Source organism: Pseudomonas gingeri (assembly GCF_013386165.1).
GTDB classification, from domain to species: Bacteria; Pseudomonadota; Gammaproteobacteria; order Pseudomonadales; family Pseudomonadaceae; genus Aquipseudomonas; species Aquipseudomonas gingeri_C.
This window is the reverse complement of the sequence record NZ_JACAOS010000034.1, coordinates 1-5,478: the sequence shown is the minus strand read 5'-3', so window position 1 is coordinate 5,478 and position 5,478 is coordinate 1. Positions and strand designations below refer to the sequence as shown.

The 5,478-nt window shown below is 55.7% G+C and carries 5 protein-coding genes; all 5 read left to right on the top strand.

Annotated features, from left to right (window positions below; genetic code table 11):
• Window positions 1–6 precede the first annotated feature (6 nt).
• The gene (acuI, locus tag HX866_RS33310) at window positions 7–951 is read left to right on the top strand and encodes an acrylyl-CoA reductase (NADPH) (RefSeq protein ID WP_177141247.1); all 945 of its coding nucleotides are present in this window, start codon (window positions 7–9) and stop codon (window positions 949–951) included.
• A 76-nt stretch (window positions 952–1,027) separates the two neighbouring features.
• Window positions 1,028–1,882, top strand: coding sequence for an alpha/beta fold hydrolase (locus tag HX866_RS33305; protein ID WP_177141246.1), 855 nt, complete (start codon window positions 1,028–1,030; stop codon window positions 1,880–1,882).
• A gap of 203 nt (window positions 1,883–2,085) precedes the next feature.
• Window positions 2,086–3,465 carry an aldehyde dehydrogenase family protein gene (locus tag HX866_RS33300; protein ID WP_177141245.1) on the top strand — a complete coding sequence of 460 codons (1,380 nt, stop codon included), beginning with the start codon at window positions 2,086–2,088 and terminating at the stop codon, window positions 3,463–3,465.
• 241 nt (window positions 3,466–3,706) lie between these two features.
• Window positions 3,707–4,732, top strand: coding sequence for an alcohol dehydrogenase catalytic domain-containing protein (locus tag HX866_RS33295; RefSeq protein WP_177101170.1), 1,026 nt, complete (start codon window positions 3,707–3,709; stop codon window positions 4,730–4,732).
• Between the two features lie 235 nt (window positions 4,733–4,967).
• Window positions 4,968–5,478, top strand: a 511-nt coding sequence (locus tag HX866_RS33290) for a malate:quinone oxidoreductase (protein WP_177141244.1), incomplete at its 3' end; no start/stop codon positions are given.

The window sequence follows — 5,478 nt, the reverse complement described above, 5'->3', positions numbered from 1 at the left end:
GACAAAATCTCGGCCAGCGTGGTCGACATGCAAGACCAGGATCTGATGCCTGGTGAGGTCACTGTCAAGATCGATTACTCGACGGTCAACTACAAAGATGCGCTGGCCCTGAGTGGTTATGCAGACATCATTCAGCAATTTCCACTGATCGCTGGTATCGATTTTGCTGGCACCGTTGAGGCCTCTTCCTACCCGGGCATAGCTGTCGGTGACCGCGTTGTTGCCAACAGTTGGGGGCTGAGCCAGACCCATCACGGCGGTTTTGCACAGAAAGCCCGCGTCAAAGGCGAGTGGCTGGTCAAGCTTCCCGACGTTTTCTCGACCAAGGACGCCATGGCGATCGGCACGGCGGGTTACACAGCAATGCTGTCCGTAATGGCGCTGGAACATGGCGGCCTCACACCAGACCGCGGTGACATCCTCGTCACGGGTGCCAATGGCGGCGTCGGCTCCATCGCGATTGCGATCCTCTCGGGTCTTGGTTATCGCGTGATCGCATCGACCGGACGTGTCGACGAGCATGAATACCTGCGTAGCCTGGGTGCAGCAGAGATCATTGACCGCAAAACACTCTCTGAAGCGGGCGCACCGATTGCCGCGGAACGCTGGGCTGGTGCCGTGGATTCGGTCGGCAGCCATACACTGGCGAACGTACTGGCGCAGACCCAGTACCGGGGTGTGGTCACCGCCAACGGTCTGGCTCAAGGCATGGACCTTCCTGGATCTGTTCTGCCTTTCATCCTGCGCAACGTAACCCTGGCGGGCATCGACTCCGTGAATGCCCCTCAGGCGGCCCGCATCGAGGCTTGGTCGCGACTGGCCCGCGATCTGGATCTGAGCAAGCTGGCCCGCACGACGCAAGTGGTCGGCCTTGCCGAAGTGCCTGCGGTCATTGGCCGGATGTTCCAAGGCCAAGTCCGCGGCCGCACCGTGGTTGACGTCAACGCGTAACGTACCGAACGGTTCTGCCTCGCGTCATTCTGGATGACGCGGGGCATGATCAGTGCAAACCTTTAGGGAACTCACTATGTCACCTACCAATCTGCATGAATCCACGCCGACCCAGCTTATTGAAGTTGGCAGTACTCGTCTCGCCTATCGTCGGTTCGGCAAGGAAGGGGCGACACCCCTGGTCTGCCTTCAGCATTTCACCGGCACAATCAACAACTGGGATTCGATCCACACCAACCGCCTTGCCCAGGACCGTCCTGTAGTCCTCGTGGACTATCGAGGAGTAGGCCGCTCTAGCGGCGAAACGCCTGGCTCGATGCAAGGCATGGCGCGTGACATTATCGCTTTCATCGAAGCCTTGGGTGTCGGGCAGGTCGATCTTTTTGGCTTCTCACTCGGTGGGATGGTCGCGCAGCAGATCGTGCTGGATGCACCAAAGTTGGTTAGACGCTTGATCCTGGCGGGCACGGGTCCATCCGGTGGTGAGGGTATGGATACCTTCTCGCCACAAGTGCAAGAGATTGTGACTCGAGCGAATAGCACGGCGGAGGAGCGGATGCTGGAGCTGTTCTTCGCCCCAACCCCGACAAGTCAGGCTGCAGGCAAGGCGTGGCTGAGTCGTATCGGCGCACGACAGGTGGACAGAGAGCCTGAGGCGGTTGCACAGGTCGCGGGTGCCCAGTTGGAAGCGTTGGCGGCATGGGGTCAAGTGATCGGCGAGCGCTACAGCGATCTGAAGAAAATCACACAACCAACCCTGGTCGTGAACGGTGCTGACGACATCATGGTGCCTACCGTGAACTCGTACATCCTTCAGCAGACGATTCCCAACGCCCGGCTCATGCTCTTCCCGGACTCCGGGCATGGCGCTCATTTCCAATACCCAGAAGAGTTTGCTGAAGCGGCCTCCCGGTTCCTCTCCGCTGATTGAGCTACGTACCAGTCCAGAGGTTACGAAAGGATGGCCTGCAGGACGATGTTGGCCATCGCTCAACAGTAGTTCGACCCGTTTCGGCAGCATTCCCTGTCGGAGCAGGCGAGATATCAATATCGACAATTGAGCCGCTGCCTGCTCGCCGTAGAGTATGAGAGCAGCCCTCGAAAATCCTCCCTTACTAACTAAGCGAGTCCCTCATGAGCACATTTACCGCTGTCTTTGACTCACAAAAAACGCTCTTTGCGTCCGACGTAACCCGTACCTACGAGTGGCGTTTTGACCAGTTGGATCGCATGGAGAAACTGATTGTAGAAAACGAATCGGCGCTCCGGAGTGCGATTGCTGCTGATTTCAAGACCGCCAGTCAGGAATACATCTTTGAGACTGGTGCAACGCTAGGAGAGGCGCAGTATCAAAAAAGCCAACTGAAACAGTGGATGGAGCCAACTCAGGCCCCTGTCCCCACGTTCCTGGCTCAAAGTGGTCATACAGCTGTTGTGCATCGGGATCCGTATGGCGTTGCGTTGATCATCGCACCATTTAATGGTCCGTTGCTGCTGGTCCTGCGTCCCGCTCTGACGGCCTTAGCGGCTGGCAACACCTGCATTCTTAAATTGAGCGAACAACTGCCCAATACCAGTACTCTTTTGATGGATCTGATACCCCGCTATTTTGATTCGAGTGCTGTCGCGGCAGTTAGGGGGAATAGAGAGCAGGTCACTGAACTGTTGGCGTTACCCTTCGACTTCATCTTCTTCACCGGCAGCACCAAAGTTGGCAAGATTGTCATGAGGGCTGCAGCAGAACACCTCACGCCAGTAGTCCTCGAGCTCGGTGGCCAGAATCCAGTGCTGGTGGACGAGACGGCAGATATTCGGGACGCGGCGAAAAAAATAGTCTGGGGTGCTACGGCGTGGGGCGGGCAGTGGTGTACGTCGCCTGGCTATGCTTATGTGCAGGAGTCTGTTGCGGAGCAGTTTGTTGCTGAGGCCCGCAAAGCGCTGGTGGAGCTTTACGGAGAGAGCCCTAAAACGAATCCCGATTATTCTCGAGTGATTAACGCCCGCGAAGTATCGAGACTGGCTGCACTTATCGACCCCTCGAAGGTAGTGGCGGGTGGAAACTCTGATCCGGCGGAACATTACATCGATCCGACCCTTCTTTACCCCGTGACGTGGAACGATCCCATCATGGAAGAGGAGGTGTTTGGCCCGATTCTCCCTATCTTGACCTACAAGACCTTTGATGAGGCCCTGGCCTGCATCAAGGCGAAACCAGACCCGCTCGCCGCTTATATCTTCAGTCGTGATCAGAAGCGCATTGACGATTTCCTGGGGCGGCTGTCGTTTGGAGGTGGCGCGGTCAATCAGGTCAATGTCCACCTGTTTGTCGAGTCGATGCCTTTCGGTGGGACAGGTGCATCGGGTGTTGGTCATTACTATGGAAAGTACGGATTCGATATGCTCACCCACGCAAAATCTATACTCGTCGCACCATCTGGCGTAACCATCGATCATCTCCTGCCGCCCTACAGCGATGAAAAAAACAGTCAACTCGGGAAATGGTTCGAGTATTGATAGCCCTGTTAACGTCTTTGCCGGCGTCAGTTGGAAGTTATTAGCTTCGTATGATTAAAAGCCAGAAGGAATTTGGACGGGTAAGAGTCTATTGAACTTGCCGAAGCACTAGGGGGTATCTCGATAAAAGTCGACATGCCCTCTGGCGCAACAATACGTCGCGTAATAGAGCGGCGAGTGAGTAGCCCTCTATCAATTGTATTGCACAATCTTAAAGATGAACGTGCAAAAGGAGATTACTATGTCATCTGTGAAAGGTACTTATAGGGCTGTGCACGCGGTGTCTCCAGGTGTACTTGAGCTGGCAGAAAAGCCTCTGATTATGCCGGGTGATGGTCACGTGCGAATTCGTGTCGAAGCCTGCGGGGTTTGTCATACCGATGCAGCTACGATCGAAGGCGTGTTCCCAATCAAGTGGCCTCGTGTCCCAGGCCATGAAGCCGTCGGTGTTATTGACGCACTAGGTGCTGGTGTAGATGGCTGGAGTGTGGGGCAGCGTGTTGGCGTAGGCTTCCTTGGTGGAAGTTGCGGCCAGTGCAAACAGTGTCGCGGTGGCCATCTTGTGAACTGCGAGAAACAGGAATTTACCGGAGTTCAATACGACGGTGGTTACGCTGAGGTCCTCATCGCCAAGGCAAGCGGACTGATGTCAATACCGGAAGAGCTGTCATCGGTCGAGGCTGCTCCGTTGTTGTGTGCAGGGTTGACGACCTTCAGTGGGCTCCGGAATTCGCCGGCCAAGGCGGGTGATCTTGTCGCCATATTGGGAATCGGCGGTCTTGGCCATCTTGCGTTGCAATACGCTCGTTATATGGGGTTTGAGGTTGTAGCAATCGCCCGTGGAGAAGGCAAGGCTGATCTCGCCAAAAAACTGGGTGCTCATCATTACATCAATAGTGAGGCGAGGGGCTTGGCCCAGGCGCTGCAATCATTGGGTGGTGCTGCGGTCGTGATGTCCACGGCTTCAGGTGGTAATGCATTGGCCGAGGCTGTGGACGGGTTGGCACCAGGAGGCATGCTTCTGGTTCTAGGCGCGACTTCGGAACCTCTTGGCTCCTCCTCGAACAGCCTGATTGGTGGCGGTAAATCGATTGCAGGTGCGCTGACAGGTGATCCTCTTGCTGGCGATATGACGCTTAAATTCAGCGCATTAACTGGTGTGTCTGCGATGGTTGAGACCATGCCACTTGAGCGGGCGCCTGAAGCTTACGCGAAGATGATGTCTGGGAAAGTCCGATTCCGAATGGTTTTGACCATGGGGGCGTAACTCCTCCCCGATGGAGGCTTGTGCGGTCACTATGCCAAAGCTCAATGGAAACCCCCTTGATCGACAGCTACTAATCCGCCTCGCCAGTCCTGGCGTGGATACCCGCTTGGGTATCTGTTGAGTGTGCTGGCGTGTCATAGGACATCTCAGGAAAATCGACATATCGTTTACCGTGCCGGGATGTCAGGTGATGAGAATCCGCAGACGGATAACTTTCTACTAATTGGGTTGTGTAATGATGAAAAAGACGATCAAGGTACTTCTGGGGTTTGCTATCTCGGCATCGTGTGTGCTGCAGGTGCAGGCTGCCGATGCGACGAAAGTGGACGTGTTGCTGATCGGCGGCGGGATCATGAGTTCGACTCTGGGGATTTGGCTCAACGAACTGCAGCCGGATTGGTCGATGGAAATGGTCGAGCGCCTTGATGGCGTCGCCGAAGAAAGCTCCAATGGCTGGAACAACGCCGGTACCGGTCACTCGGCCCTGGCCGAGTCGAACTACACTCCGTACGACAAGAACGGCAAGATCGATATTTCCAAGGCGATCGAGATCAACGAGTCGTTCCAGATCACCCGTCAGTTCCTGTCCTGGCAGGTCCGTCAGGGCGTGTTGAAGAACCCGCACTCCTTCATTAATTCGACGCCCCACATGAGTTTCATGTGGGGTGACGACAACGTCAAGTTCCTTAAAGATCGTTATACGGCACTGCAGACCAGCCCATTGTGTAGTGGTCAACTAATCCCGG